Source organism: Lichenicoccus sp. (assembly GCF_965276875.1).
GTDB lineage: Bacteria > Pseudomonadota > Alphaproteobacteria > Acetobacterales > Acetobacteraceae > Lichenicoccus.
This window is the reverse complement of sequence record NZ_OZ255701.1, coordinates 3,398,510-3,423,943: the sequence shown is the minus strand read 5'-3', so window position 1 is coordinate 3,423,943 and position 25,434 is coordinate 3,398,510. Positions and strand designations below refer to the sequence as shown.

Below are 25,434 nucleotides of genomic sequence, written 5' to 3'. Positions count from 1 at the left end.
AAACTCAGGGTCTACGCCCGGAGCGCCAACTCCTGCGGTGCCGCCCGGTTCAGCGCGCGGGCGTATTCCTTCGGCACGACGTGCCAGAAATACGGCAACGCGGCACTCCATTCATGTAGCAATAGCGCGGCGAAGCGGCTGCTGGTCTCGCGCGCATGCGCCTCCACCAGGCCGCGCAGCTCGGCCTCGGCCGCCCCCTCGACGCGGCTCCAGCCGAGCGTGTCGGCATTGACCCTGAGTTCGAAGGCGCCGGCGCGGTCATAGACGAAGGCGGTGCCGCCGGTGAAGCCCGCGCCAAAATTGTCGCCGACCGGCCCGAGGATCACCACCGTGCCACCGGTCATGTATTCGCAGCCGTTTGAGCCGCAGCCCTCGACCACCGCAACGGCGCCGGAGTTGCGCACGGCGAAGCGCTCGCCCGCCTGCCCCGCGGCATACAACGCGCCCGAAGTCGCGCCATACAGCACGGTGTTGCCGATGATCGCATTCTCGTGGCTCGACAATTGCGAGGACGGCGCCTGGCGCACGATGATGGTGGCCCCCGAAAGGCCCTTGCCGACATAGTCGTTGGCGTCACCGATCACCTCGAGCTTGAGGCCTTGCACCGCGAACGCGCCAAGCGACTGGCCGGCCGAGCCGCGCAGCCGCACGGTAAGGTGGCCAGGTGCCAGGGTCGCCATGCCGAAGCGGCGGACGATCTTCGACGAGATCCGGGTACCGATGGCGCGATGGGTGTTCCGCACGTTGTAGTGCAATTGCATCTTCTCGCCGTGTTCGAACAGCGGCTTGCTGTCGTCGATCATCTGCGCGTCCAGGGTGTCTGGCACCTCGTTGCGGCCCTCACGGGTGCAATAGCGTGCATGCGGGCCCGGGTCGGCCTGCGCCAGCAGCGGGTTGAGGTCGAGATCGTCGAGATAGTCCGCCCCGCGGCTGACCTGGGCCAACAGGTCGGTGCGGCCGATGATCTGATTGAGCGACGTAAACCCCAGCGACGCCAGGATGTTGCGCACGTCCTCAGCGATGAAGCTGAACAGGTTGATGACCTTTTCCGGCGTCCCCTCGAACTTCGCACGCAGCGCCTCGTCCTGGGTGCAGACGCCGACCGGGCAGGTATTGGAGTGGCACTGGCGGACCATGATGCAGCCCATCGCCACCAGGCTCGCGGTGCCGATGCCGAACTCCTCCGCACCCAGCATGGCGGCGACCACCACGTCGCGGCCGGTCTTCAGCCCACCATCGGTGCGCAGCTTCACGCGGTGGCGCAGCCGGTTGAGCATCAGCACCTGATGCGCCTCGGCGAGCCCCATCTCCCAGGGCAGGCCGGCATATTTCACCGAGGTTTGCGGGCTGGCGCCGGTGCCGCCCGAATGGCCGGAGATCAGGATGGTGTCGGCGCGTGCCTTCGCCACCCCGGCGGCGATGGTGCCAATCCCGGTGCGCGCCACCAGCTTGACGGTGACGGTGGCCTCCGGGTTGATCTGCTTGAGGTCGTAGATGAGCTGGGCCAGGTCCTCGATCGAATAGATGTCGTGGTGCGGCGGCGGCGAGATCAGCGTCACTCCCGGGGTCGCGTGGCGCAGCTTGGCGATCAGGCCGCTGACCTTGAAGCCCGGCAGCTGGCCGCCCTCGCCGGGCTTGGCACCCTGGGCCATCTTGATCTCGATCTCGCGGCAGTCGTTGAGATACTGCGCGGTGACGCCGAAGCGGCCGGAGGCGATCTGCTTGATCGCGGAGTTGGCATTGTCGCCGTTGGCACGCGGACGCGCCCGGGCCGGATCCTCGCCGCCCTCGCCGCTGTCGGAGCGCGCGCCGATCCGGTTCATCGCAATCGAGAGCGTCTCGTGCGCCTCCGGGCCGAGGGCGCCGAGCGAGATGCCCGGAGCCAGCAGACGCTTGCGGATTTCGGTGATGCTCTCGACATCCTCGACGGCGATCGGCGTGCGGCCCTCGCGGAAATCCAGCAGATCGCGCAACGCCACCGGCTTGCCGCGTCGTATGGCATCGGCATAGCGCTTGTAGGTGGTGAAGCTGTCGGAGGCGACCGCGCTTTGCAGGGTGTGGATCAGGCCGCCATCGAAGGCATGCACCTCGCCGCGCAGGCGCATCTTGTACAGGCCGCCGACCGGCAGGGTCACGGCGTCCGCGTTCCAGGCCGCTTCGTGCAGGCTCAGCACGTTGCGCGCCAGCCCCGACAGGCCGATGCCGGAAATGCGCGACGGCATGCCGGGGAAGAACTCGGCGACCAGCGCCCGCGACAGGCCGATCGCCTCGAAATTATAGCCGCCGCGATAGGACGCGATCACCGAGATGCCCATCTTGGACATCGTCTTAAGCAAGCCCTTGTCGATCGCGCGGCGGTACTTGCCGACCGCGGCGCCCAGCGTGACGTCGCCGAACAGGCCGCGGCGATGGCGGTCGGCGATGCTCTCCTGGGCGAGATACGGGTTCACCGTGGTGGCGCCCACGCCGATCATCACCGCGATGGCATGCACGTCGAGGCACTCGGCGGTGCGCACGTTCAGGCTGGTGAAGGTGCGCAGCGAGGTGCGCACGAGGTGAGTGTGCACAGCGCCCGTGGCCAGGATCATCGGGATGTAGGCGCACTCGGCACTCTGCTGCTCGTCGGTGAGAAACACATGGCCGCAGCCGGCGCGCACGCCTTCCTCCGCCTCGCGCCTGATCCGCTCGATCGCGGCGCGCAGGCCGGCCTCGCCATCGGCGGCGGGGAAGGTGCAGTCGACGACGCAGGCGGACTCGCCGAGGAACTCGCGCAAGGCCGCGTGCTCGCCGGTGGTCAGCACCGGGGTTTCAAGCTGCAGCAGGTCGCACTGTCCCTCATGCTCGTCCAGGACATTGCCGAGATTGCCGAGCCGGGTGGTGAGCGACATCACCCTGGTCTCGCGCAGGCTGTCGATCGGCGGATTGGTGACCTGGCTGAAGGCCTGGCGGAAATAATGCGCAAGTCCGCGATAGGTGTCGGAGATCACCGCGAGCGGGGTGTCGTCGCCCATGCTGCCGACCGCCTCGCTGCCATCGGCAACCATCGGGTGCAGGATCATTTCCAGTTCTTCGAGCGTGGTGCCGACGGCGAGCTGGCGACGGCGAAGCTGCTCGCCGGCATACAGCACGGGTTCCGCGGCATCGGCGCGCACGATCTCGTCGATGTGGTGGATACGCTCCGACCAGGCGGTAAAGTCCTGCCTGCTGGAGAGCAGGTCGAGCAGCCCATCATCGTCGTGGAACGCACAGGTCTCGAGGTCGAGTGCTACGATCTGGCCCGGTCCGAGCCGGCCGCGTGCGACGATCTCGCCTTCCGGCACTTTTACCATGCCGGTCTCGGAGCCGACGATCAGCATATTGGCCGCGGTGATGGTGTAGCGCAGCGGACGCAAACCGCTGCGGTCGAGGCCCGCGATCACCCAGCGTCCGTCGGTGGCGCAGATCGCCGCCGGACCGTCCCACGGCTCCATCACGGCGTTACAATAGAGGAACATGTCGCGATGCGCCTGGGTCATCGCCGGGCCGTGCACGATCGCCGCCGGGATCATCAGGGACTTCGCCATAGGCGCGTCGCGGCCGGTGAAGGTCAGCAGCTCGAAGACGTTGTCCAAGGCCGCGGTGTCCGACCCGCCGGCCTGGATCACCGGCTTGATGTCCTCGATATGACCGTCGAGCTCATTCGCGGCGAGACGCGTCTCGTGGCTCTTCATCCAGTTGGTGTTGCCAGAGATGGTGTTGATCTCGCCGTTATGGGCGAGCTTGCGGAACGGCTGGGCCAGCCGCCAGGTCGGGAAGGTGTTGGTCGAATAGCGCTGGTGGTAGATGGCAAAGCGACTGACGAAGCGGGCATCCAGCAGGTCGGGATAGAAGTCGGTCAGATGCTCGGCCAGGAACATGCCCTTGTAGATCACCGAACGACACGACAGCGAACAGATATAGAGCTCGCTCACCTGGTCGGCGATCGCCTGCCTCTCGATGCGACGACGGATCACATAGAGGTCGCGCTCGAAGCTGGCCTCGTCCACGCGGAGGAGATTGCGGATCATGATCTGCTCGATCTCTGGCCGCGTCGCGTTCGCCTTTTCGCCAATGCAGGCGGTGTCGATCGGCACCTGTCGCCAGCCATGGATGCCGTAGCCGAACGCCAGGATCTGGCTCTCGACAATGGTGCGGCAGCGCTCCTGGGCGACCAGGTCGGTCTTCGGCAGGAACACCATGCCGATGCCGATCAGGGTGCCGTCGGGGCGACTGCCGGTGCGGGCAATGGCGTCGGCGAAGAAGTCCTGCGGGATTTCGACATGGATGCCGGCCCCGTCGCCGGTCTTGCCGTCGGCATCGACCGCGCCGCGATGCCACACCGCCTTGAGTGCCGCGACAGCGGCCTCCACGACGTCGCGTCGCTTCTTGCCGTCGAGGGCCGCGATCAGGCCGACGCCGCAGGCATCGTGCTCCTGGCTCGGATCATAGCTCGCCGACAAGGCCGCAGCATTGGCCTGCCAGGCGGCAACGAATTCGCCCCCGCTTTCGAGTGCCCCGCTTTCGGGGAGGTCCTGCTTGCTCATTCTGCCGCGACCCGCTGGATGACCTGTTCGCGCTCGGCGAGATGGCTTTGGATCGCAACCGCGGCGTCGCGGCCATCGCGGATCGCCCAGACCACGAGGCTGGCCCCACGCACGATGTCGCCGGCGGCAAACACGCCGGGCAGGCTGGTCATGAACGACGTGCGTCCGACCTTGAGCGTGCCCCAGCGCGAGATTTCCAGGCCGGGCTCGCCCCACAAGGTCGGCAGATCCTCGGGATCGAAGCCGAGCGCCTTGATCACCAGGTCGGCTTGCAGGGTGAAGGCGCTGTCTGCCACCGGTCCCACCGCGGCCCTCCCCGTGGCGTCGGCCATGCCGAGCTTCATGCGCACCGCGCGCACGCCGGTGACGCGGCCGTCGCCGAGAAAGGCCTCGGGAGCGGCAAGCCAGACGAATTCGACGCCCTCGTCCTCGGCATTGCCGACCTCGCGCAGCGAACCCGGCATGTTGGCGCGGTCGCGCCGGTAGAGGCACTTCACCGACGCCGCTCCCTGGCGCACCGCCGTGCGGACGCAGTCCATCGCCGTGTCGCCGCCGCCGATGACAACCACACGCTTGCCGTGCGCATTCAGCAGGCCGCTCTCGAAATCGGCCACCGTATCGCCGAGCCCTGACCGGTTCGAGGCGGTAAGGTAATCGAGCGCCTTGACGATCCCGTCGAGGCCCGATCCGGGGCCACCGATATCGCGCGACTTGTAGACGCCGGTGGCGATCAGCACCGCGTCATGCCGCTCACGCAGGGTCGAGAAGGCAATCGTCTCGGCGTCATCGACGTCACCGACGCTCTGACCCAGATGGAACTGGATGCCGCCCGCCTCAAGCAGCGCGTGGCGCCGCAGCACGATCTCCTTCTCCAGCTTGAAGCCGGGAATGCCGTAGATCATCAGGCCGCCGATGCGGTCGTAGCGATCATAGATATGGACCTGATATCCCTGCTTGCGGAGCTGCTCGGCTGCCGCCAGGCCGCCCGGCCCAGCGCCTACGATGCCAATCGATTGCGACCGCTCGATCCTTGGTGCGATCGGGCGCACCCAGCCGCGCTCGAAGGCGGTGTCGGTGATGAAGCGTTCGACGGCGCCGATGGTGACGCTCTCGAAGCTTTTCTCGATGACGCAGTTGCCCTCGCAGAGCCGGTCCTGCGGGCAGATCCGGCCGCAAATCTCGGGGAAGTTGTTGGTCGCCGAACTGACCTCGTAGGCCTCGTCGAGGCGCCCCTCGGCGGTCAGCTTGAGCCAGTCCGGGATGTTGTTCGACAGCGGGCAATGCACCGAGCAGAACGGCACGCCGCATTGCGAGCAGCGCCCAGATTGTGCCTCGGCCTCCTCGACCTTGAAGGCGCGGTAGATTTCGTCGAAATCGACGCGCCGCTCACCCACCCCACGCTTGTCGGGTTGATGTTGCGCCACGTGGGTGAATTGCAGCATGCGCTCGGCCATGCGGCGAGATTATGGCAACGGCCATGCCGGTAAAAGACAGGTTTACTGTCCTGTCCGGCCTATTATCATCACACCCACTCTGCGGCAGGCGCAAGGCTCCAGAGTATCAGGCCCGAAGCGGCCCTATTCCGGCACATCTCGCTTGCCGCCGCCGGCGCGGTAGCGGCCGATATAGCCGGGCACGATCAGCTCCAGCGGCGTCGGCAGGATACCCAGGGCTTCGAACCCCGCCGCCCCCTCACCCACCACATTGTCGCGCGCGAGCATCGCCAACTGGTCGCGGGTCAGCGGCTTGCCGGGGACAAACTCCAGCAGCGTCGCCTGCATGCGCGCCAGACCCATCGGCACGTCGATCATGATCCGCTTTCGCCGCAGCTCGCTGAGCATCCAGGACAGCAGCTCGCGAAACCGCCAGACCTTTGGGCCGCCCAGCTCGAACGTGCCGCCGACCAGGTCCGGATTACCCAGGGAGGCGATCACCGCGTCGGCGACGTCGCCGGCATAGACCGGCTGGAAGCGGGTATCGCCACAGAACACCGGCATGACCGGGGCCAGCCGGCTCATCGCCGCAAAGCGGTTAAAGAACGCGTCCTCCGCCCCGAACACGATTGAGGGCCGCAGCACGATCGCTTCGGCAAACGCCGCGCGCACCGCCTCCTCGCCGGCGAACTTGCTGGTGCCGTACTTGCTCGGACTGTCCGGGCTGGCGCCGATCGCCGACATCTGTACGAGGCTCGCCACCCCCGCCGCGCGCGCCGCCCGCGCCACGCGGCCCGCGCCCTCCTCATGGATCCGGGTGAAATCCCCCTGCTTGCCCTCCGCCAGCAACCCGACCAGGTTGACCACCGTGCCTGCCCCCTCGACCGCCCGCGCCATGGAGGCGTCGTCGGTGATCGAGGCAAAGAACGGCACCACCTGCCCGACCCGTCCCATCGGCCGCAGCACATTGGCCCGCGCCGGATTGCGCACCGCGACCCGCACGACATCGCCGCGCGCGGCCAGCCGCTTGACGATATAGCGCCCCAGAAAGCCCGAGCCGCCGAACACGGTCGCCACATTGCGCGTCGTCATCAGATCACCCACTCGCCCACTCCTTACGCGGCATGCCTATCCAAACGCCGCAACGCGCTCAATAGACGGGAGATCTTGAACCTCTCCGTCGATTTTGCGGTCGCGGCGAACGGCCGTAGTCGTCGGGCCTGGGAATGCGGCACGCGACCCATGCGCCGGCTGGCGGCCCTGGTTCCGACCCAGTGCCGCGTCCTGGCAGTTGACGCCGCCGCGGCGCCCCGCTAGACGCCGCTGCCACGCACCTCTGCCCAGGTGGCGGAATTGGTAGACGCGCAGGTTTCAGGTACCTGTGTCCGAAAGGACGTGGAAGTTCGAGTCTTCTCCTGGGCACCAGACGGATGGGGGCGGCGAGATGAGCATCACGCAGTTCATACCGAACGCCACCCTGCATCTGCATCGCCATGACCTCCCCGACGATCTGGACTTCGAGGGCGCAGTTGCCGTCGATACCGAGACCATGGGGCTCAGGCCGCATCGCGATCGGCTCTGCCTGGTGCAGCTTTGTGGTGCGCCGTCCGGCGTCGAGCGGCAGGTGCATCTGGTGCAGATCATTCCCGCGAGCCTCGGCGGCCGTGGCGCCGATTGCCCGAACCTGAAACGCCTACTCGCCGATCCGGCTTTGCTCAAGCTGATGCATTTCGCCCGCTTCGATGTCGGTATCCTGCAGCATGCGCTGGGGATCACCGTCGCGCCGGTGCGCTGCACCAAGATCGCGGCCAAGCTGGTGCGCACCTTCACTGACCGGCATGGCCTGCGCGAGCTTTGCCGCGAACTGCTCGGTGTCGAGCTGAACAAGCAGCAACAGAGCTCGGACTGGGGTGCGGCGGCACTTACCCCGGAGCAGTTGAGCTACGCCGCCTCCGATGTGTTGCATCTGCATGCGCTGTGGGAGCGGCTGGAGGGCTTGCTGGTGCGCGAGGATCGGCTGGGTTTGGCACTCGAGGCCTTCGCCTTCCTGCCGACGCGCGCCCGTCTCGACGTGCTCGGCTATGAGGATCCGGACCTCTTCGCCCACTGAGGACAGGGATTTGACGCGCGCCGCGGCCACGCCGTACAGCCTCCGGATGAATGAGCGCCTTGCCACGATGGCCGACCAGGATCTGCGCATTGCGGTCGACGTGCTGCGCGCCGAAGCTGGCGGCCTGGATGCGCTGGCCAGCGCGCTTGCCCCAGGTGCGCCGCTTGGCGACGGGTTGGTCGCAGCCCTCGATGCGATCGCCGCCCTGCCCGGCCGGCTCGTGGTGTGCGGGATCGGCAAGTCCGGCCATATAGGGCGCAAGATCCAGGCGACCCTGGCCTCGACCGGCACGCCGTCGCTGTTCGTTCATCCCGCCGAGGCCTCGCACGGCGATCTCGGCATGATCCAGCCTGGTGACGCGGTGCTCGCTTTGTCGAACTCCGGCGAGACCGCCGAACTCGCCGACGTCATCGCCCATTGCAAGCGCTTCGGCCTCACCTTGATCGCGATCACCTCGCGCGCCGACAGCACGCTGGCGCGCGCCGCGGACATCGTGCTGACCCTGCCGGAAGCAGCCGAGGCCTGTCCGATGGGATTGGCACCGACCACCAGCACCACCATGCAGCTCGCCCTCGGTGACGCGCTCGCGGTGGCGCTGCTGCAACGACGCGGCTTCGGGCCGGGCGATTTCGGCGTCTTCCATCCGGGTGGCAGGCTCGGCGCGCGGCTGCGACGGGTCGCCGAGCTGATGCATACCGGGGAAGCGATGCCGCTCGCCGGTCCCGACCTGCCGATGCTGCAAGCGGTGATGCTGATGACCGGCAAGGCGTTCGGCTGCCTCGGCATTACCGGCACAGACGGGCGTCTGGTCGGCATCATCACCGATGGCGACCTGCGTCGGGCGCTGGATCCAAGTGCCGGTCGCGACCTGGCACGCTTGCGCACCGGCGAGGTCATGAACCGCGCGCCGCGCACGATCGCACCCGGCCTGCTGGCGGCGGAAGCCCTGCGGCTGATGAATGCCGGGCCGCGGCCGATCACCAGCCTGTTCGTGGTCGAGGATGGGCTGCGTCCGATCGGCATCCTGCATGTGCACGACCTGCTGCGTGCCGGGATCGTGTGAGACGATGGAGCAGCGGCCGCCAGAGCGAGGATCGGGAAGCAGGCCGGAGTTCGAGCGGTTTGGGGGTCTGGACCGGGGCCTGCTCCGGCGGCCCCCCAGCAAGCATGCCCAGGCCCGCCGCCGGCTGCTGCTGGTCTGGACCAAGTGGCTGCTGCCGCTCGCGGCCCTGGTGCTGCTCGGTTCGATCGCGGCCTGGCCGGAATTTGACCGGGCGGTGAATGCCGGTCGTGTCGCCTACCGGCAGGTCGCCGCGGTGCAGGCCGGCAGCGGTCAGATGCAGGGCGTGCGCTATCATGGGCTCGATGCACACGGCCAGCCCTACATGATCACGGCGGACGAGGCCCGCCAGGTTGGCCCCGACCAGATAAATCTGACCCGGCCGATTGCCGACACGCTGAGCCGTGACGGTCGCTGGATGCTGGTGCACGCACGCGCCGGGGTCTACATGCCGCATGAGCAGATCCTGGACCTGTCCGGCGGCGTTACTCTCTATCGCGATGATGGCACCCTGATGCATGCACCGAATGCCACGATCGACATCAAGCGCGGGGTGCTCGCCGCCAACGACTGGGTGCATGCCGAGGGGCCGTTCGGCGTGCTTGACGCCCAGGGCGACTTCGTCTCGCAGCGTGACGGGGTGGCGCAATTTCGCGGCCCGGCGCGTCTGGTGCTGAACGACGACCGCGCCCCGACTCCTGCGCGATGAGGACTCGCGCGCGATGAGACTGGGACTGATCCTCCTCGCCGTGTGCTGCCTGTGGCTTTCGGCCGCGCCGGCCTGGGCGCAGGCGATCGATCTGTCGCATGGCGGGCAGATTACGGTGACCGCGCGCGGCGGCTTCGACTGGGACCAGAAGGCGCAGACGGTCACCGCCCATGGCGACGCGCAGGCGGTGCGCGGCAACGTCACGGTCACCGCCGACCGCTTGGTTGCCTTCTACCGCAAGAAGCCCGGTGCGGCCCCAAAGGCGACCGAAGCGGCGTCAAAGCCCGGCGGCGCCATCGACGACACCGGCGCCAACGAAATCTACCGGCTGGAGGCGTTCGGCCATGTGCATATCTTCACCGCCACCGACCAGGCCTGGGGCGACCATGCGGTCTACGACATCGACCAGGCGGTGCTGGTGCTGACCGGCCACGCGCTGCGCCTGACCACGCCCACCGACGTGCTGACCGCGCGCGACGAGATGGAATACTGGTCGAAGACCCGCATGTCGGTCGGTCGCGGCGACGCCACGGTGACCAGCAACGACGGACGACGGCTGCGCGCCGACGTGCTGGTCGGCTACAGCGACGCGCCAGACGCGGACAAGGCGGCGCCGGCGCCGAAACCAGGCACCGACGCCGTCGCGGCCTCCGGCAAGCTGCGCAAGGTCGACGCCTTCGGCGATGTTGTGGTGCGCACCCGCACCGAGACGGTGACCGGCGACCGCGGCGTGTATGTGCCGGCGAGCGGCATTGCGCGTATCGTCGGCAATGTCCACATCACGCGTGGTCAGAACCAGCTCAATGGGGCCGCGGCCATTGTCAACATGCATACCGGGCTCGCCACCATGACCGAAGCGCCTGGTGCGCGCGTGCGCGGCCTGATTGTCCCGGGCGAGAACGGCTCCGGACCGACAAAACCGTGAACGAGATCCCGCCACGCAAGCTGGACGCAGCCGACCACGCCGCCGCCGCTGCCTCCAGACCCGAGGACGGCGCCGGGCTGATCGCGCATGCCGTCGGCAAGTCCTACAAGAAGCGCGCGGTGGTGCACAACGTCTCGATCCGGGTGCAGCGGGGCGAGGCGGTGGGGCTGCTCGGGCCGAACGGCGCCGGCAAGACCACCACCTTCTACATGATCGTGGGACTGGTGCAGCCGGACGAGGGCGCGATCAGCCTCGACGGCGCCGACATCACGCAGTTGCCGATGTATCGCCGTGCCAGGCTGGGCATCGGCTACCTGCCGCAGGAAGCCAGCATCTTCCGCGGCCTGAATGTCGAGCAGAACATAATGGCGGCCCTGGAAGTGGTCGAGGCCGACCTCGGACGGCGCGAGATGATGCTGGACGGGCTGTTGCGGGAGTTCGGCATCACCAAGCTGCGTCGCTCGCCGTCGCTGGCCCTTTCGGGTGGCGAGCGACGGCGCCTGGAGATCGCCCGCGCGCTGGCAAGCCAACCCAGCTACATCCTGCTCGACGAGCCGCTCGCCGGCATCGACCCGATCGCCGTCGGCGAGATCCGCGACCTCGTCTCCCACCTCAAGCATCGCGGCATCGGCGTGCTGATCACCGACCACAACGTCCGCGAGACCCTGGAGATCATCGACCGCGCCTACATCATGCATGGCGGCGAGGTGCTGATGCAGGGCGCCCCCGAGGAGGTCGTCGCGCACGAGGATGTCCGGCGCGTATATCTCGGCGAGCGCTTTTCGTTGTAGCTTCGTCTCCCATGGCACTCGGACCACGGCTGGAACTCAGGCAGAGCCAATCGCTGATCATGACGCCGCAGCTGCGTCAAGCCATCAAGCTGCTGCAATTCACCAACCTCGAAGTCGCGGCGTTCATCGAGGAGGAGCTTGAGCGCAACCCGTTACTTGAGCGCGACGAGACCGCCGACGCGGTGCTCGAACGGCCAGCCCTGGATCAGCGGCCGGTCGCAGGGCGCGAGGCCGCATTGCTCGGCAGCGACCTGCTGATCGGCGCCGGCACGCTGCCGGCCCGGGAAGCAGCCCCGCTCGATTCCGACTATGCCGAGCAGTTCGACGCCGGCGGCTATGACGACCAGTCACCCGCGCACGAGCATGGGGCGACCCAGCGAACGCAGGACTTCGCCGCGTCCGGCAGAACCGGCGATGGCGACGGCTACTTCATCGAGAACGTCGCGGGGGAGCCGCGCAGCCTGCGCGACCATCTCGGCGAGCAATTGCGGCTGAGCTTCGCCGATCCCGTCGACCGGCTGATCGGCGCCCATCTGATCGCGTTGCTCTGCCCGGCCGGCCGGGTGGCGACCGAGGATGCTGTGCTGGCCGCGGCCCTGGGCACGCCAATCGAGCGGGTGGCGGCAGTGCGGGCGCGAATGATGCGCTTCGATCCGATCGGCCTATTCGCGCCCGACCTGCGCACCTGCCTGGCCGTGCAGCTCGCCGAGCGTGACCGGCTCGACCCGGCGATGGCGGCCCTGCTCGACAACCTCGATCTGCTTGGACGGCGCGAGCACAAGCGGCTGCAGGCGCTCTGCGGCGTCGATGCCGAGGACCTCGCGGACATGATCGCCGAAATCAGGGCGCTCGATCCGAAGCCCGCCACCGGCTACGACACCGGCTCCTCGCCACCGATCATGCCGGACGTGCTAATGCGTCACGGCCTGAACGGCGATTGGATCCTGGAGCTCAACCCCGACACATTGCCTCGGCTGTTGGTCAGCGAGGCATTTCACGCCCGTGTCTCGTTGCGGGGCGGACGCGAGGAGCGGCTGTTCCTGGCGGAAAAGCTGGCCAGCGCCAACTGGCTGGTGAAATCCCTCCAGCAACGCGCGCAGACCATCCTGAAGGTCGCCGGTGAGGTGATGCGCCGCCAGGACGCCTTTCTCGTGGGCGGCGTCGGTCATCTGCGGCCGCTAATTCTGCGCGACATCGCCGAGGCGGTGGCGATGCACGAAAGCACCGTCAGCCGGGTCACCGCGAACAAATACATCGCCACGCCACGTGGGCTGTTCGAACTGAAATACTTCTTCACTACCGCGATTGCTGGGGTCACCGGCGAGAGCCACAGTGCTGAAGCGGTCCGTCACCGCATACGCGGCATGATCGGCGCCGAGAGCCCGCGCGCCACCCTGTCTGATGACGCCATCGTGGCAGCACTTCGCCGTGAGGGCGTAGACATCGCCCGACGTACCGTGGCCAAATATCGTGAGGCGCTGCGGATCCCAAGCTCCGTCCAGCGCAAGCGGGAGAAGGCCGTCTCCGGTTGAGCGACAGCGCCGCCTCCCATCATCGCTGGGGGAGTGAACACGCGTGCAGATCAACGTCGCCGGCAAACAGATCGATCTCTCGGACGCCTTGCGCACCCGGGTGACCGCTCATCTCGACGTGATTGCCGAAAAATACTTCGACAACGCACTCGAGGCCAATGTCACCTTTGGACGGGCGCGCAGCTTCTTTACCTGCGACATCAACGTGCGCGCGGCGCGTGGCCTGCTGCTCCGCGGGGAAGGCGAGGCGGCAGACGCGCATGGCGCCTTTGACGATGCGGCGGAGCACATCGCCAAGCGGCTGCGACGCTACCGCCGCAGGGTCAACGAGCATTCCCGAGACCTGGTGCAGCGGCGCCGTCCGGAAATTGGCAGACAATATGTGCTCAGGCAGGACGACGACGGCCAGCCGGCCGAAGCGGGTGCCCGTAATGGCGCTGCCAATGGCGCCTATGCCACGATCATCGCCGAGCATGCGACCGACATCGCGCATCTCTCTGTCGGCGAGGCGGTGATGCAGCTCGACCTTGCGGATCAGATCGTCCTGATGTTCCGCAACAGCGCCAGTGGCGAGATCAACGTCGTCTATCGCCGTCCCGACAGTCACATCGGCTGGCTCGACCCTGCCGGACGGTGAGTCGGGTTTGGTGACCCCCCCCCAGCCTTAATGAACAAGCGTCGGCATCATCTCGTGCTGGCGGATGGCGGCGAACGCCACGTCACAGTCCCCGGCAACCGCCATCGGCGTGCCGTCCGCGGCATGGATAGCGAACGCTGCGTTGCCGTCGACAAGAACCGGACGCACATACGCGATCTGGGACACCCCAAGCGCCTGCAACTGCTCTACGGACAAGTGCCGGATGTCAACCAAAGTAGGCGTTCCGTGCCTGGCCTGGTCGTTCGTCTGCTGGTCGTCGGTCGAATTCATGGTCCTGTTCCTTGCATAAGCGCGCAGTCGTCCTCGCTGAGCAACGTCAGCGCCCGTCCCACTGGTTTCAGTCTTCGATGGCAACCGAGCGCACAACTCGCGGGACACGCGAGGGGGTACGGACGATTTCGCCCGACTCAGCGTCGGGCTCGTCAGCCGCCTTGGCCCGCCGCCCGGCCAGCGCATCATTCGCACCTTTGGCACGCCCAGGCACGTCCAATGGCGCCCCCGCGCGCGAGATCTCGATTCGCCTGACCCGGACCTCCGGTTGCGGACGCGCCAGATCGATATGCAGCAGGCCCCGATCGAGCCAAGCGCTGCCGACGTCGATTCCCTCGGCCAGCACGAAGGCCCGCTGGAACTGCCTGGCCGCGATGCCACGGTGCAGGAACACCCTGCCGGCGCTGTCATCGTTCTGACGACCGCGTATGACCAGCTGGTTGTCCTCCTGGGTGATCTGCAGATCCTCCATCTCGAAGCCCGCGACCGCCAGCGTGATCCGCAGCCCAATGGCACTGATCTGCTCGATATTATAGGGCGGATAGCCATCCGAGGATGTCTTGGAGGCGCGTTCGAGCATCTGCTCGAGATGGTCGAACCCCAGAAACAAAGGCGATGCAAAAAGCCGGCCTGACATAGAGCCTCCTCCTTGGAGCGAGACGAATCCACCAACCCGATACGGCGTTGCGGTGTCATACGATATGGTTTGACCACAGCTCCACGCAAGCTTGACGGCCGCCCTGGCACCAGTCTTGGCGAAGCTGGCATGCACCGCTACATCGCCCGCATGGACCTCACCCAACCGGCGGCTGACCCGCTCGCCATCCTGATCGCGCCGCACGCCATGCTGCGGCAGCCGACCCGCCTGGTGCGTCCGCAGGATGCCGCCGACTTGCGGGCATTGCTGCCAAGGATGTTCGCGGCGATGTATCAGGCGCCGGGGATTGGGCTGGCCGCGCCGCAGGTGGGGCTCGGCATGCGGCTGGCTATTGTCGACCTGATGGAGAACGACGTCAGAGCCCCGATCGTCCTGGTCAACCCGGAGATCATCGAGGCCAGCGAAACCCTGGTCTCACGCGAGGAGGGCTGCCTCTCCTTGCCCAACCAGTATGCCGAGGTGGTGCGCCCGGAGCGCGTTCGGGTGCGCTACCAGGATCTGGATGGCGGCACCCACGCGCTGGAGGCCGACGGGTTGCTCGCCACCTGCGTCCAGCACGAGATCGACCATCTCGACGGCGTGCTGTTCGTCGATCATCTCTCGCCGCTGAAGCGCCGCATGCTGATGCGCAGGCTGGCCAAGGAACAAAAGAGCAAGCCGGGATGAGCACCCTCCAGCTCGCTTTCATGGGCACGCCGGACTTCGCCGTGCCGGCGCTACGGGCCCTGCGCGAGGCCGGTCACCGGATCGCCGCCGTCTATACCCAGCCGCCGCGCCCGGCCGGACGCGGCAAGTCCGTGCGTCGCTCGGCGGTGCATGAGGAGGCGCTCCGGTGGGGGTTCGAGGTCCGCACCCCGGCACGGCTGCGCGCGGATACCGAGGCGCAGGCGGCGTTCGCGGCACTCGATCTCGACGCAGCGGTGATCGCCGCCTACGGATTGTTGCTGCCCGCCTCGATGCTGGCCGCGCCGCGCCGTGGCTGCCTGAATATCCACGCGAGCCTGCTGCCGCGCTGGCGGGGTGCAGCACCGATCCAGGCTGCGATCCTCGCCGGCGATACGCAATCCGGCGTTACCATCATGCAGATGGAGGCGGGGCTCGATACCGGACCCATGCTGCGCACGGGCACGGTGCCGATCACATCCTCCACCACCGCGCAAAGCCTGCACGACGCTCTCGCCCCCCTGGGCGCGCGACTGATCCTGGACGTGCTGGCAAACCCGCCGGCACCGCGCGCGCAGCCGACGGACGGCGTCACCTACGCGCCGAAACTCGCGCGCGAGGATGGCAGGCTGGACTGGTCGGAGCCGGCTGCGGCCATCGACCGACGGATCCGCGCCATGCACCCATGGCCCGGCGCCTTTACCTTGCTCAATGGCGTCGCGTTGAAGCTGCTCGCCGCCGAGGTCGCCTCCTCGGGCGCGGCGGCCGCCGTCTTTGGCACTATCGTCCCCCGCACTATCGCCCCCGGCACTATCGCCCCTGGCACCATCCTCGACGACAATCTGCTGGTCGCGACCGGCGCCGGGACGCTGCGCATCACCAGGCTGCAGATGCCCGGCGGCAAGCCACTTGCGGCAACGGCGTTCCTGCGCGGTCATGCGCTGCCTCCCGGCACCCGGTTTGGCTGAGCCCCAACCGGTTGGGCGTTGGGCGCTAAGGCTCGAATATGACGGCGGCCCGTTCGTGGGCTGGCAACGTCAGGCCTCTGGCGTCTCGGTGCAGGCGGTGCTGGAGGAGGCCGCGACGCGGCTGGCCGGTGGCGTCCCGCTTGCAGTCCTCGCCGCCGGACGCACCGACGCCGGCGTGCATGCGGCAGCCCAAGTGGCACAGCTCGACCTGCCGGAAGCTCTCGCCGCGCGGCTCTCCGCGGACCACCTGCGCGACGCGCTCAACTTCCATCTCAAGCCGCACCCGGTCGTGGTCACGGCGGCGGCGCCGGCGCCGGCCGGCTGGCACGCGCGCTTCTCCGCCATTGGCCGTGCCTACGCGTATCGCATTCTCAACCGGCCTAGCCGGGCGGCGCTGGCGGCCGGCCGGGTCTGGCACGTCAAGCGCCCGCTCGATGCGTCGGCAATGGCGGAGGCCGCCGGGCTGCTGCTCGGGCGGCACGATTTCACATCATTCCGCGCCGCCGCCTGCCAGGCGCGCAGCCCGGTGCGCACGCTCGATGCGCTCGTGGTGCGCCGCAGCGACGACGTCATCGAAATCGAGGCGCATGCGCGCTCGTTCCTGCACCACCAGGTGCGCAACATGGTCGGCACGCTCAAGCTGGTCGGGGACGGCCATTGGCCGGCGTCTCGCGTCACCGAGGCGCTGGCCGCGCGCGACCGCGCAAGTGCTGGTCCGACCGCGCCGGCGGCCGGGCTCTGCCTGGTTGCGGTCACCTACCCACAGGATCCGTTCGCCGCCTGATCAGGCGGTACCCTGCATGGCAAACATGCCCACATGCGGCGGCAGCAATTGCGCCAGGCCGCACAGCACCGCCGTCGAGATCACCACCAGCGCCACCAGAATGGCCGCACGCCACCAGCCCAGCGCCAGTCCGCGCCAGGCCAAAAACCAGTGCAGCCACAGCCAATAGCAGGCGATCAGCCCGACGAAGGTGATTCCCGCGAGCGGTGCCGGCACCCCGAGCTTGAGCAACAGGGCAACCACCAGCAGCGAGGCGGCATAGGCGACGATCACCAGCCATTCGCACCAGGCCGTCGCTGTGGCGTAGCGCAGCCAAAAGGCGCTGCGCTCCCAGAACCGTGCCATCAGGTGCGACAGCACGGGCGGCAGCAGCAACGCGCAGAGCGACAGCAGGATCAGGCTGAAGCCGACGGCGCTGGGCTCACGCAGCATGATCATCAGCAGGCCGACGAGCAGGAAGGCGAGCCAGGGCGACAGCGCCGCAAGGAACGCATCCGGCGTGGCGCCGAAGCAATCCAGTCCCTCGGGCCTGCCACGCGCGATCAGCAGCAGTCCCTGCACCACGCCTCCCATCCGCTTCGGCCCTCGCCGCTGCAGGGGTCGCTTCATGCCGGCAGCTCCTCAAGAAAGGCGCGGTAGACCGCGGTAAGGCGATCGAGATCGGCCAGTGGGACGCACTCGTCCGCCTTGTGCATGCTTGCGCCGACCAGGCCGAACTCCGCAACCGGACAATAGCGCGCAATAAAGCGCGCGTCCGAGGTGCCGCCGTTGGTATCGAGACGCGGCGTCATCCCCGTCTGGCTCGCCACCGCGCGGCTGAGGGCCGTGACGAACGGTCCTGCTTCGGTGCGAAAGGCCTCGCCGCTGACCTCGACCTCGAGCCTGCACGCGGGCGCGTGCGCCGCACAGGTCTCGGCCAGCCAGGCGCGCAGAGACGTGCCGCTATGCAGGTCGTTGAAACGGATGTTGAGCACGGCCTCGGCGCACGCCGGGATGACGTTGCGCGCCGGGTTGCCGACATCGATGCTGGTGACCTGCAGGCCGGAGGGCTCGAAACCGTCGCTGCCGTCATCGAGCCGGGTCGCGGTCAGTGCCGCGAGGATCGCCACCAGGCGATGCACCGGATTATCGGCATGCTGCGGATAGGCGGTGTGGCCCTGGATGCCGTCTATGACGATGCGCGCGTTCAGGCTGCCGCGGCGGCCGATCTTGATGACCTCACCCAGCGCGCACGGGTTGGTCGGCTCGCCGACCAGGCAGAAATCGGGGATTTGCCCCGCCGCCTGCATCCACTCCAGCACACGCACGGTGCCGTCGGTTGCCGGCCCCTCCTCGTCGCCGGTGATCAGCAGGCTGACCGAGCCATGCTGCCCTTGGCGGGACGCGACCGCCGCGACGAAACAGGCGATCGCCCCCTTCATGTCGCACGCGCCGCGCCCAATCAGCACACCGTCGCGCAGCTCGGCCGCGAATGGTGCTGCACTCCACGCGGCGTCGCCCGGCGGCACCACATCGGTGTGACCGGCAAAGCACACATGCGGCGCGCTTGTTCCAAGTCGAGCAAACAGGTTGGGCGTGCCGCCGAACGGCAGATGCGTCACGGTAAAGCCCAGCTCGGTCAGCGCCTCGGCCAGCACCGCCTGCGCCCCATCATCCGCGGGTGTCACCGAGGCGCTGCGGATCAGCGCCCTGGCCAGCGGCAGGGCGCTCAATCGCGCAGCAATTCGTTGATCGCGGTCTTGGCGCGGGTCTGCGCATCGACCCGCTTGACGATCACCGCGCAGGCCAGCGACGGCTGCCCGCCATTGCCGGCCGGCATGCTGCCCGGCACGACCACCGAGTAGGCCGGCACCCGGCCGCGGAACACCTCGCCAGTGGCACGGTCTACGACCCGGGTCGAGGCACCCAGGAACACCCCCATCGACAGCACGCTGCCGCGCTCGACCACCACCCCCTCGGCCACCTCGGAGCGGGCGCCGATAAAGCAGCCATCCTCGATGATCACCGGTCCGGCCTGCAGCGGCTCCAGCACACCGCCGATGCCAACCCCGCCGCTGATATGGCAGTCGGCGCCGATCTGCGCGCAACTGCCGATCGTCGACCAGGTGTCGATCATGCTGCCGGCGCCGACATAAGCCCCCACATTAACAAAGCATGGCATCAGCACGACCCCTGGTGCGACATAGGCGGAGCGACGCACCACTGCCCCAGGCACCACCCGAAAGCCCGCTTGCGCGAGACGCGCCGCATCCCAGCCGGAGAACTTGAGCGGCACCTTGTCAAACGCCGCAGTACCCGCCCCGGCCGCCATCGGCACGCTGTCATTCAACCTAAACGACAGCAGCACGGCCTTCTTCAGCCAGGCATGCAGGATCCAGCCGGACGGCCCCGGCTCGGCCACCCGCAGGCTGCCGTCATCAAGCCCGGCCAGCGCCGCCTCGACGTCATCGCGATCCGCACCCACGGTCGCCGACCTGAGCGTCTCGCGCCGTTCCCAAAGATGATCGATCCGCAAAGCCAATGCCGCGTGCTGTTGCATCCACACTCCAAGACCATCCCGGTCGGGGACCATGCTGACCGCCCGCCCGGTGTGTCAATGTCGCGGCTTTTACGACGTCTTCATCATTATGAGGAAGACTGCGTCGATCAGCCACGGATCGCGTCGCATGACCTCTCACCCATTCAGCGCCGCCCCCATCAGCGCGCACGGGGGCGGCTCGGACGCCGTCCTGCGCGCCTTCTCCGAGAGCCGGGAACGCTGGCGCATGCTGGTGCACGAAGGGGCCGATCTCGCCTTCGAGACCGACGCTGCTGGCAGGCTGCTGCTGCTGGCGCCGGAAATCGTGCTTGGCTGGCCGGCGGAGCAGCTGATCGGCAAGTCGGCGGACCACCTGCTCTATGGCGCCCCAGACCCTAATGGCACCCCAGACCCTAATGGCGCCCCAGACCTTAATGGCGCCTCAAACCTTAATGGCGCTCCGGACGCGCGTGCTGCCAGCCTGTTCAATCCGTTCCGCACCACCAGGCCGGTCCGACGCCAGCGCGTCTGGCTGCGCGATGCGGCCGGACTGCCGGCCTGCCTGCTGATCTCCGCAGCACCAGTCGAAGGCGTTGCAGGGGCCGCGCGCGGTCTTGGCATCGACATCACCGAACAGGAAGAGGAGGATTCCCTCCTCGCCGCCACGCTGCGGCGCTACGACGCCGCCCGCGCACTCGCCCGCCGCATGCGCCGGGCAGCACTCCCGTTCGCCAGCCTCACCTTCGGATTGGGCGACCTGATAAGCAGCGTCGATGCCGCCGGCGCCATTTTGCTGCTCTACGAGCACGAGGCACCGCTGCGCATCGCAGCACAAGCAGGCTTGGCCTGGCCCGGGCCGCCCGAGGCATTGCAGGAGCCGGTGCTTGCCGTCTGCGCGCAGGCACCGACTTGGCTGCTGGAGACCACGCGGCAGGTGAGCGCCTGCGGCCAATCCCTGCTGCTTTGCGCCGGCACCAACCATTTTCTCGACCGCGCCGTGCTGGCCCTTTGGCGACCTCAGAACGCCCCTGAGGCCCTCGGAAGGACCGGCTGGAATGACGCCGAGACCGCCCTGACCACGGCCCTCCTGGAGACCGTGCTGCCGATCCTCGAACATGAGCAGATCGAGCGCGAGACCGCACGATTGTCGCGCACCGACATCCTCACCGGGCTCTACAACCGACAGGGCCTGATCGCGGAGCTCCCGCGTCGCTTCGAGCGGCTCGATCGCGAAGGCAACCCGGCGACCCTGATGGTCATCGGGCTCGACAAGCTGGCCGGGATCAACACCGCCCTTGACCTCTCGGGCGGCGACGCGGTCCTGCGCGATGCGGCCGCCTTGCTGCGCGACGCCGTGCGCCCGACCGACCTGGTCGCCAGGGTGGGAGGCGACCTGTTCGCGGTCTGGCTCGACAATGCCGACCAGTTCACCGCCGCCGAACGCGCCAACGATCTCAGCAGCAAGGGCGTCGCGGTCGAGGATGGCGAGACCGGCCGGGTCACGCTGTCCATCGGCCTGGCCGTACGCGCCAGCAGGTCCTTCGAGAGCATAGAAAGTTTAATGCATCGAGCATGGGTTTCCATGCAGTCTGTCAAACGCAAGGGTGGCGCAAGCTGGCAAGTCTCCGAAGCCGAACCGAGCCCATGACCTCCTGGCTTACCGCCCGACTGGCGACGTTGCTCCCGAACCTCGACGACGCAAGGCGCGCTTCGATTGCCGAGGCGCTCGCCGTGCACGTCGAGGCCCGGATCGCGACCCGCTGGAAAGCATTGCTCGACGATTGCGCGAGCGTGATTTCAGCCAACGCCTTTGCCGCGCTGCGCACAACCGTCGGCAGCCCTCCAGACACCGCCCCCCTGCTGACCCGGTTGGCCATGCTGATTACGCCCGCCACCCTGCTCCGCATCGCGACGCCGGACTTGCCCCGGCTGATCCATGAACTTGCGAGCCATCCCGAGCCGGCCCAACGCGAACGTGCCGTCGAGGCACTCGCCTGCCATCCAGACCGGGATGCTGACGTCGAAGGCGCAATCGACACCTGGTCGCGAAGGATGCTGCTCGCCGGCCTGGACGGCGCGCGCGCGCTCAGTCACAGCGAGCGAGTGCGGCTGCGCGAGCGCCTGGCCGCGGAGTGCGGCAGCACCGACACGCCGCCGCCGTCGTGCGATCCGACCGGCGACCTGCAAGGTGCGCTCCGCGCAGCATCCGACGACCGTGCCGCGATGATCCTTGCCATGCGGGCCGACGTACCGCCTCGCCTGTTGAAGACGGCAATGCACCGGCGCGACGCCGGCATGCTACTCTCGATCTGCTGGAAAGCCGGCTGCGACCCCGAGGAAACCCTTGGCGTACAAATTCAGCTCGGCCGCATCAAGCCGGGAGACGCATGGACTCTCGCGGCCGAAAGCGGCTGGCCAATGCGGGCCGAAACGATGCTCTGGCGGTTGGCCGATCCGGCAGCTGATTATACCGACTGACCGGCGTGCGCGCAGTACGGCTGATCTCAGATCGCGGAAGCAATCGTTTCCGCGATCATCGCGGTGCAGTTGAATGCGGAAAACCGTTGCGCTTTGATTCTGATACGATCGCGATCGAAATCCTGCCGCCGGCGATAAAACGCGCGCAGGCCTTCTGCGATGCCGGCGGCGGACACGTCGTCGAGCAGCAACCCGGTGACGCCATCCTCGATCACTTCGGGGATCCCGCCGATCCTGGCGCCGATGGACGGCAGCCCGGTCGCCGCGGCTTCCGCGAACACCATCCCGAAGCCCTCGACATCGACGCCACTTGGCTTTACCGCCATGATGAACACGTCGCTGTGGCAGAACGCGTCGATCACTCCCGACGTGTCGACAGCGCCGAGGAAGTGCACGTCCTGCGCCACGCCAAGCTGGATGGCGAGTTTGCGCAGCCGGGCCAGATCGTCGCCGTCGCCGATGATCGTGTAGCTGATGTCGATCTCGTGTCTGAGCAGAGCGACCGCCTCGATCACGCCATCGATGTTCTTGCGTGGTGCATGTGCGGCAAGCCGGGACACCGAGACCAGGCGAAGCTTTCTTGCCGGCGGACAGTCTTCGCTGCGAAAGAACTCCGAGCGCATCCCCGGCGGTACGACCCTGATCCGCGATGGCGCAATTCCATACATGCGTGCGCAAAGGTCGCGGGAAAAATCGCTGTTGGCGAACACGCCGCGCGCTGCACGCAGTCCTGCCCCGATCCGTCGCCGCCGCCAAGCCTGGACGACCGACGGTCCGATGAACGTTCCGGCCAGACGGACCGCCCGGTCCGGATGCGGCAGCCACGGCAGGGTGAAGTCGTTGCCATGCACATAGGCAAAGACCGGAGCCGAGAGCCGCGCGCTGTAGGGGGCCGCACCGGCATTGAGCGTAATCCAGGCATCCACACGCGCCTGCTCGAGCAACGCAATGTCGTGCGATGCATGCCAGGAGAGTACCGGGTGCACAGCAACATCCGCCGGCACGCTGCTCCCGCGGGCACCTGCGGACGTGTAGACAAGCACTGTGTGATCGGCTGCCAGGCAGGAGATCAGGCCAAGCGCATGCTCCTGCATGCCGCCATGTTCAGGCGGCAATTCCGCGGCAATCACACCGATCCTCAGTCTGGAGCCGTCTCCGGGCGCCGCGCGGATAAAGTCGAGCATGCGCACCTCACCCGCTGATTGCCATACGCCTACAGAGACGCGCGACATCGATAAAGAGTTCCGCGACGCCTGCTGCGACCACAAGCCATAAGCAAAGATGGTTAAGAACTTGTGTATAAGCCACGCCCACCACAGTCTTATTTTTGAGATGACCCCTTCTATGAGTCGTCTTTATGGGGTTTTTGCTTCTCTGCGAATATTGCAGCCATGAAATTACATCGATTTAGTCAAATCAGGCATTTATTATAACGCTTGCGCGCCTTATAAAAGAGCATGTGACGTAACGAACGAAACCCGCGCGCCAAACGGCAGCTAATGCATTTATTGCTTTACCGATATGTGCGGCGCCGTTTCAAGAATGGAGCAGTATCTCGTGAGCCTGAACCTGAGCAATTTCCGTACAGTCTTCAATGATGATTTTGGAAACGACACGGCCCTGAATCACTCGATCTGGTCGATTCAGTATGGCAACGCCGATCAGTTCAGCTTCGGCAACGGCGCCCTGACCCTGACCGGGATGGCCTCCGAGAACTGGAACCCGGTCGGCTTCCTGCAGCTCGATAGCGGCAAGAGCGCAGGTGAAGGCTACGGCCTCTATCAGTACACCGGCTACACCAATGCTGGTCAGGGCGCCGGCATCTGCTTCCTGATGTGGCGGGCCGATAACGCCAACCTCGACCCCTCGACACCGAACGCCGCGACCGAGATCGACATCCTCGAAAGCTGGGACGGCAAGGGTACAAATCACGGCTACTCGACTCTGCACTATTACACAACGACCGGCGGCTGGGTGAACGACAACGGCCAGACCTACGAGACGTTGCCCGTGAATGTGACCCAGATCCATACCTACGCAATGGACTGGGAACGCGGCAGCCTTACCTTCTATATCGACGGCAAGGAGGTCTATCAGAACACCGCCAACGTGCCGCTCGACTATGCCGATGGCGGCAGCAATGAAGTCATGGGTGCCGAGGTCGAGGGCGAGACCGCCTACGTAACGACACCCACCGTGCAACTGCACATCACCGACATGAGCTACAGCGCGCCGATTGCCAGCCTTCCGGCAGCGCCGGCACCCGGCACGCCATCGACCAGCATGACCTTGCCGGCAGGTTCGCAGACCTACTCGGCCGCTGCCGGCACCACGATACAGGCTGGATACGGCGACGACACCATCAGCGCGCTGGCCGGCGCGGTGACAGTCACCGGCGCCGCCGGGCAGGTTGTCTTCACCGGCGGCGCGGCGCCGAGCGTCGCGGATGGCAACTATGGCACTATTACCGTGTTCGGCGGCGCCGGCGGCGGCAGCTATACCGGCGGCAGCGGTGGTGCGAACGTGCTCATCTCACAGGGTGCGGCCGGCGCCAACACGACCCTGACCGGGGGACATGCGGGCGACCAGATCTTCGGCTCCGCCAGCGGCAACGACGTGCTGATTGCGGCCCATGGGCGTGAGTCCATCCTCGGCGGCAGCGGCAACACCACCATCGTCGGCGGCAGCACGGCAGCTGCCGTAATCTTCACCGGTGGCGGCAACACGCGCCTGTTCGGAGGCGACGCCGGCGGTGACACCATCGTCGGGGGCGCCGGTGGGCTGAACGTGACCGCGCAGAAGGGCGATGCCGTGTTCGGCGGCAGCGGCGTGCTCGCTGTTGGCGGCAGCAGCGCCGGAGCGGATTCGATCATCGGTGGTTCCGGGCAGCTCATCGTCGCTGGGCGCGGCGGCAACATGCTCGTCGTCGCCTCCACCACCAGCTCCAGCATCGGCGTAGGCACAGGCGCCAGCCTGATTTTCACCGGCACCGGCAACTCCACCATCACCGGCGGCACCGGCTGGATGGAGGTCGTACTCGGCCACGGCAGAAACACCGTCTACGAAGCCGGTGGACCCACGACCTACGAGGTGATCAACGGCAGCGCCGGCGGGACCGCGGTCCTGAACGGGTTCAACACCAAGACCGATCATATCGCGCTCTACGGCTATGCGCCGTCGGGGATACACTCCAGCACCGTCGGCGGCATGACCACGCTCAGCCTGTCGGACGGCACCAAGATCGAGCTGCCCGGCGTCACCAACACCGGCAGCAGCGTGATCTGATAGCACTCGCACTCAAACTTTCTCCGATCA

At 67.2% G+C, this 25,434-nt stretch carries 22 protein-coding genes and 1 tRNA gene; 14 read left to right on the top strand and 9 right to left on the bottom strand.

From position 1 onward, the window contains the following. Positions 1-11 precede the first annotated feature (11 nt). From gltB to ACQY4K_RS16525, 3 genes are all read right to left on the bottom strand, one after another. The gene (gene gltB / locus ACQY4K_RS16535; protein ID WP_428391295.1) at positions 12-4,562 is read right to left on the bottom strand and encodes a glutamate synthase large subunit; all 4,551 of its coding nucleotides are present in this window, start codon (positions 4,560-4,562) and stop codon (positions 12-14) included. Beyond that, complete coding sequence (locus ACQY4K_RS16530) at positions 4,559-6,016, bottom strand: NAD(P)-dependent oxidoreductase (RefSeq protein WP_428391293.1); 1,458 nt, start codon at positions 6,014-6,016, stop codon at positions 4,559-4,561. The genes gltB and ACQY4K_RS16530 overlap by 4 nt, the downstream gene beginning before the upstream one ends. A 123-nt stretch (positions 6,017-6,139) precedes the next feature. Further along, complete coding sequence (locus ACQY4K_RS16525; protein WP_428391291.1) at positions 6,140-7,099, bottom strand: complex I NDUFA9 subunit family protein; 960 nt, start codon at positions 7,097-7,099, stop codon at positions 6,140-6,142. Positions 7,100-7,333: 234 nt separating this feature from the next. On the opposite strand from ACQY4K_RS16525, the gene ACQY4K_RS16520 reads away from it, so the two are divergent. From ACQY4K_RS16520 to hpf, 8 genes are all read left to right on the top strand, one after another. Beyond that, positions 7,334-7,420, top strand: a tRNA-Leu gene (locus tag ACQY4K_RS16520). A gap of 19 nt (positions 7,421-7,439) precedes the next feature. Then, entirely contained in the window at positions 7,440-8,105 is a 666-nt protein-coding gene (locus ACQY4K_RS16515) for a ribonuclease D (protein ID WP_428391290.1), read from the top strand. Between the two features lie 46 nt (positions 8,106-8,151). Further along, positions 8,152-9,168, top strand: coding sequence for a KpsF/GutQ family sugar-phosphate isomerase (locus tag ACQY4K_RS16510; protein WP_428391288.1), 1,017 nt, complete (start codon positions 8,152-8,154; stop codon positions 9,166-9,168). A 4-nt stretch (positions 9,169-9,172) separates the two neighbouring features. After that, entirely contained in the window at positions 9,173-9,874 is a 702-nt protein-coding gene (gene lptC / locus ACQY4K_RS16505; RefSeq protein WP_428391287.1) for an LPS export ABC transporter periplasmic protein LptC, read from the top strand. A gap of 13 nt (positions 9,875-9,887) precedes the next feature. Continuing rightward, positions 9,888-10,799 (top strand): LptA/OstA family protein, encoded by a 912-nt coding sequence (locus ACQY4K_RS16500; RefSeq protein ID WP_428391286.1) that lies wholly within the window; start codon positions 9,888-9,890, stop codon positions 10,797-10,799. A 20-nt stretch (positions 10,800-10,819) separates the two neighbouring features. Beyond that, positions 10,820-11,590, top strand: coding sequence for an LPS export ABC transporter ATP-binding protein (lptB, locus tag ACQY4K_RS16495; RefSeq protein WP_428396174.1), 771 nt, complete (start codon positions 10,820-10,822; stop codon positions 11,588-11,590). Between the two features lie 11 nt (positions 11,591-11,601). Beyond that, positions 11,602-13,122, top strand: a complete 1,521-nt coding sequence (rpoN, locus tag ACQY4K_RS16490) for an RNA polymerase factor sigma-54 (RefSeq protein WP_428391285.1) — start codon at positions 11,602-11,604, stop codon at positions 13,120-13,122. A 43-nt stretch (positions 13,123-13,165) separates the two neighbouring features. Beyond that, positions 13,166-13,759 carry a ribosome hibernation-promoting factor, HPF/YfiA family gene (gene hpf / locus ACQY4K_RS16485; protein WP_428391284.1) on the top strand — a complete coding sequence of 198 codons (594 nt, stop codon included), beginning with the start codon at positions 13,166-13,168 and terminating at the stop codon, positions 13,757-13,759. Between the two features lie 27 nt (positions 13,760-13,786). On the opposite strand, the gene ACQY4K_RS16480 is transcribed toward hpf, so the two are convergent. Both ACQY4K_RS16480 and ACQY4K_RS16475 read right to left on the bottom strand, forming a co-directional pair. Continuing rightward, on the bottom strand, positions 13,787-14,050 hold the full coding sequence (locus tag ACQY4K_RS16480) for a DUF1150 family protein (protein ID WP_428391283.1): 264 nt from the start codon (positions 14,048-14,050) through the stop codon (positions 13,787-13,789). Between the two features lie 67 nt (positions 14,051-14,117). Beyond that, complete coding sequence (locus tag ACQY4K_RS16475) at positions 14,118-14,687, bottom strand: Hsp20 family protein (RefSeq protein ID WP_428391281.1); 570 nt, start codon at positions 14,685-14,687, stop codon at positions 14,118-14,120. Positions 14,688-14,816: 129 nt separating this feature from the next. Here ACQY4K_RS16475 and def point away from each other — a divergent pair, with 129 nt between their 5' ends. Genes def through truA form a run of 3 tightly spaced genes read left to right on the top strand, consistent with a single transcriptional unit; the run spans position 14,817 to position 17,123 of the window. Beyond that, positions 14,817-15,374: a peptide deformylase gene (def, locus tag ACQY4K_RS16470; RefSeq protein ID WP_428391280.1), complete on the top strand. Its 558-nt coding sequence runs from the start codon at positions 14,817-14,819 to the stop codon at positions 15,372-15,374. Further along, entirely contained in the window at positions 15,371-16,339 is a 969-nt protein-coding gene (fmt, locus tag ACQY4K_RS16465) for a methionyl-tRNA formyltransferase (protein ID WP_428391279.1), read from the top strand. Before def ends, fmt begins: the two co-directional genes overlap by 4 nt. Continuing rightward, a complete protein-coding gene (gene truA / locus ACQY4K_RS16460; protein WP_428391278.1) occupies positions 16,308-17,123 on the top strand; it encodes a tRNA pseudouridine(38-40) synthase TruA in 816 nt (271 codons plus the stop codon). Before fmt ends, truA begins: the two co-directional genes overlap by 32 nt. Here truA and ACQY4K_RS16455 read toward each other — a convergent pair whose 3' ends face one another. Genes ACQY4K_RS16455 through dapD form a run of 3 tightly spaced genes read right to left on the bottom strand, consistent with a single transcriptional unit; the run spans position 17,124 to position 19,662 of the window. After that, complete coding sequence (locus ACQY4K_RS16455) at positions 17,124-17,732, bottom strand: hypothetical protein (protein WP_428391277.1); 609 nt, start codon at positions 17,730-17,732, stop codon at positions 17,124-17,126. Beyond that, the gene (gene dapE / locus ACQY4K_RS16450) at positions 17,729-18,835 is read right to left on the bottom strand and encodes a succinyl-diaminopimelate desuccinylase (RefSeq protein WP_428391275.1); all 1,107 of its coding nucleotides are present in this window, start codon (positions 18,833-18,835) and stop codon (positions 17,729-17,731) included. The genes ACQY4K_RS16455 and dapE overlap by 4 nt, the downstream gene beginning before the upstream one ends. Then, complete coding sequence (gene dapD, locus ACQY4K_RS16445) at positions 18,832-19,662, bottom strand: 2,3,4,5-tetrahydropyridine-2,6-dicarboxylate N-succinyltransferase (protein ID WP_428391274.1); 831 nt, start codon at positions 19,660-19,662, stop codon at positions 18,832-18,834. The genes dapE and dapD overlap by 4 nt, the downstream gene beginning before the upstream one ends. Positions 19,663-19,789: 127 nt before the next feature. On the opposite strand from dapD, the gene ACQY4K_RS16440 reads away from it, so the two are divergent. Then, positions 19,790-21,289: a diguanylate cyclase gene (locus ACQY4K_RS16440; RefSeq protein ID WP_428391273.1), complete on the top strand. Its 1,500-nt coding sequence runs from the start codon at positions 19,790-19,792 to the stop codon at positions 21,287-21,289. Then, positions 21,286-22,119: a hypothetical protein gene (locus ACQY4K_RS16435; protein WP_428391272.1), complete on the top strand. Its 834-nt coding sequence runs from the start codon at positions 21,286-21,288 to the stop codon at positions 22,117-22,119. Before ACQY4K_RS16440 ends, ACQY4K_RS16435 begins: the two co-directional genes overlap by 4 nt. Before the next feature lie 26 nt (positions 22,120-22,145). Here ACQY4K_RS16435 and ACQY4K_RS16430 read toward each other — a convergent pair whose 3' ends face one another. Next, entirely contained in the window at positions 22,146-23,303 is a 1,158-nt protein-coding gene (locus tag ACQY4K_RS16430; RefSeq protein WP_428391271.1) for a glycosyltransferase family 4 protein, read from the bottom strand. A gap of 373 nt (positions 23,304-23,676) precedes the next feature. On the opposite strand from ACQY4K_RS16430, the gene ACQY4K_RS16425 reads away from it, so the two are divergent. Continuing rightward, entirely contained in the window at positions 23,677-25,404 is a 1,728-nt protein-coding gene (locus tag ACQY4K_RS16425) for a family 16 glycosylhydrolase (RefSeq protein WP_428391270.1), read from the top strand. Positions 25,405-25,434: the final 30 nt, after the last annotated feature.

Coding starts and splice junctions, on each gene's coding strand:
- gltB (WP_428391295.1), bottom strand. CDS start 4,562: ATGAGCAAGCAGGACCTCCCCGAAAGCGGGGCACTCGAAAGCGGGGGC.
- ACQY4K_RS16530 (WP_428391293.1), bottom strand. CDS start 6,016: ATGGCCGAGCGCATGCTGCAATTCACCCACGTGGCGCAACATCAACCC.
- ACQY4K_RS16515 (WP_428391290.1), top strand. CDS start 7,440: ATGAGCATCACGCAGTTCATACCGAACGCCACCCTGCATCTGCATCGC.
- ACQY4K_RS16510 (WP_428391288.1), top strand. CDS start 8,152: ATGAATGAGCGCCTTGCCACGATGGCCGACCAGGATCTGCGCATTGCG.
- lptC (WP_428391287.1), top strand. CDS start 9,173: ATGGAGCAGCGGCCGCCAGAGCGAGGATCGGGAAGCAGGCCGGAGTTC.
- ACQY4K_RS16500 (WP_428391286.1), top strand. CDS start 9,888: ATGAGACTGGGACTGATCCTCCTCGCCGTGTGCTGCCTGTGGCTTTCG.
- rpoN (WP_428391285.1), top strand. CDS start 11,602: ATGGCACTCGGACCACGGCTGGAACTCAGGCAGAGCCAATCGCTGATC.
- ACQY4K_RS16480 (WP_428391283.1), bottom strand. CDS start 14,050: ATGAATTCGACCGACGACCAGCAGACGAACGACCAGGCCAGGCACGGA.
- ACQY4K_RS16475 (WP_428391281.1), bottom strand. CDS start 14,687: ATGTCAGGCCGGCTTTTTGCATCGCCTTTGTTTCTGGGGTTCGACCAT.
- def (WP_428391280.1), top strand. CDS start 14,817: ATGCACCGCTACATCGCCCGCATGGACCTCACCCAACCGGCGGCTGAC.
- fmt (WP_428391279.1), top strand. CDS start 15,371: ATGAGCACCCTCCAGCTCGCTTTCATGGGCACGCCGGACTTCGCCGTG.
- truA (WP_428391278.1), top strand. CDS start 16,308: ATGCGCTGCCTCCCGGCACCCGGTTTGGCTGAGCCCCAACCGGTTGGG.
- ACQY4K_RS16455 (WP_428391277.1), bottom strand. CDS start 17,732: ATGAAGCGACCCCTGCAGCGGCGAGGGCCGAAGCGGATGGGAGGCGTG.
- dapD (WP_428391274.1), bottom strand. CDS start 19,662: ATGCAACAGCACGCGGCATTGGCTTTGCGGATCGATCATCTTTGGGAA.
- ACQY4K_RS16440 (WP_428391273.1), top strand. CDS start 19,790: ATGACCTCTCACCCATTCAGCGCCGCCCCCATCAGCGCGCACGGGGGC.
- ACQY4K_RS16435 (WP_428391272.1), top strand. CDS start 21,286: ATGACCTCCTGGCTTACCGCCCGACTGGCGACGTTGCTCCCGAACCTC.
- ACQY4K_RS16430 (WP_428391271.1), bottom strand. CDS start 23,303: ATGCTCGACTTTATCCGCGCGGCGCCCGGAGACGGCTCCAGACTGAGG.